The following is a 2241-nucleotide window of genomic DNA, read 5'->3' as shown; positions in this document are numbered from 1 at the left end:
TGCCGCGCGCCCTCGTCGGCCTTGTCCTCACCGGCGTAGCGCAGCAGCGTGGGAAGCAGGTCGGCCAACCCCGCTCGGTACGACGAGCGGCACCCCCGCCAGTTCGCAGAGGCGCAGGAACGCCGCCGCCGACCCGCCGGACGAGCCGTCCTCGGGGGCGAAGAGACTGCCGACGCAGGCCGCGAAGAACACCGCCTGGGCGTCCGGCGCGCTGCGCGGGGTGGGGCGGGGCGCGCCGGCACGCGGCATGTCGTCGGTCCACAGTGGCACCAGCTCGGAGGCGCCGAGCCCACGGATCATCCCGGTGGCGGCGCGGGTGACCGGTGTCGGCACCGTGTGCGCGGCGGTCAGCCCCACCCGGACGCCCGTCACGGCAGCCTGCCAGTGCTTCGCGGCGGTGCGGGCGGTGCGCTGGGCGCGAGGGCTGTGCCGCTCGGCGCGCAGCCGTTTCATCGCCGCCCCGGTGTCGATGCCGACCGGGCAGGCGGTGACGCAGAGGCTGTCCGCGGCGCAGCTGTCCACCGCGGCGTACTCGTAGTCGGCGGTCAGCTCCCGGCGGCGCTCCTCGTCGCCGGTGGCGGCGGCGAGGGCGATCTGCCGTTGCAGGACGATGCGCTGCCGGGGTGTGGTGGTGACGTCGGCGGTGGGGCAGACCGGCTCGCAGTAGCCACATTCGACGCAGGCGTCCAGGTCGGGGTCGACCGTCGGGACGGCCTTGAGCTGCCGCAGGTGCACGGTCGGGTCGTCGTTGAGCAGTACACCGGGGTTGAGCAGGCCGCTCGGGTCGCACAACCGCTTGAGTTCACGCATCACGTCGTACAGTTCGTCGCCGTACTGCCGGCGGACGAAGGGCGCCATGGCCCGCCCGGTGCCGTGCTCCGCCTTGAGTGTCCCGCCCTCGGCGAGCACCAGGTCCACCATGTCGTCGGTGAACCGGGCGTAGCGGTCGATCTCGGCGGGGGTGTCGAAGGACTGGGTCAGCATGAAGTGCAGGTTGCCGTCCCGGGCGTGTCCGAAGATCACCGCGTCCGGGTAGCCGTGCCTGTCGAACAGGCGGATCAGCCCGTCGCACGTGCCGGTCAGGCGTGGCATCGGCACCGCGACGTCCTCCAGCAGGGCCGTGGTGCCGGGCGGGCGGGCCCCGGCGACGGCGGTGTAGAGGCCCTTGCGCAGGTGCCAGAGGTTGGCCCGTTCGCGTGGGTCGCGGGTCAGCTCGGTGCCGGTGACGGCCGGCAGCCGGTCGAGTACGGGCCGGGCGTCAGCCAACGTCGCGGCCAACTGCTCCGCGCTGTCCTCGGCGAACTCCACCAGCAGCGCGGCGTGCCCGGTGACCGTCAGCCCGCGCAGGGCCGTGCTGGCACCCGGGTCGCGCTGGCTGACCCGCAGCGCGGCCGCGTCGAGCAGCTCGGCGGTACGGGCTCCGGCGGCGAGCAGCGCCGGCAGCGCGTCGGTGGCGTCGGTGAGACCGGGCAGGATCAGCAGGCCGGTGGCGGCGTGGCCGTGGATCTCGACGGTACGGAAAACGGCCTCGGCCACGAAGCCGAGCGTGCCCTCGCTGCCGATCATCAGGTGGGCGAGCATCTCGACCGGGGTGCTGTGGTCGAGCAGGGAGTTCAGCCCGTACCCCATGGTGTTCTTCATGGCGAACAGCCGCTCGATGGTGGCGCGCGACCCCGGCGTCGAGCGCACCCGGTCGCGCAGGCGCAGCAGCCCGGCGTGCAGCTCGGGCTCGTCGGCCCGCAGCCGGTCGTCGGCGTCGCGGACGCCGGAGTCGACGACGGTGCCGGACGGGAGCACGAAGCGCAGCGACTCCATGGTGCGGTACGCGTTGTCGGTGGTGCCGCAGGTCATCCCGCTGGAATTGTTGGCCACCATGCCGCCCACAGTGCAGGCGGCCTCGCTGGCCGGATCCGGGCCGAGTCGGCGTCGGTAGCGGGCCAACCGGGCGTTGGCCTGCCGGATCGTCAGGCCCGGCTGGAGCCGGATGCGGCGGCCGTCGTCGAGGACCTCGGCGTGACGCCAGTCGGTACGGACGTCGACCAGCACGCCCGCGCCGCCGGCCTGCCCGGCCAGGCTGGTACCGCCGCCGCGCAGGGTCAGCGGCACGCCGGCCTCGCGGGCGCCGGCCATCAGCGCCCCCACCTCGGCGGCCGAGGCGGCCCGGACCACGGCCTGCGGCTCGAACAGGTACGGCGAGGCGTCGTGTGCCGCCGCCAACCTCCGGGGCAGCTCGGTCAGGCC

1 protein-coding gene is annotated in these 2241 nt (G+C 74.3%); it reads right to left on the bottom strand.

The window, feature by feature from the left end; all coding sequences use genetic code 11:
- Positions 1-27: 27 nt before the first annotated feature.
- The coding region (locus tag ABZ749_RS34185; protein ID WP_357235316.1) for an FAD-binding and (Fe-S)-binding domain-containing protein at positions 28-2241 on the bottom strand (2214 nt) is incomplete at its 5' end.

This window comes from Micromonospora sp. NPDC047753 (assembly GCF_040642735.1).
Lineage (GTDB): Bacteria > Actinomycetota > Actinomycetes > Mycobacteriales > Micromonosporaceae > Micromonospora.
This window is presented reverse-complemented; position numbering and strand designations above follow the sequence as displayed.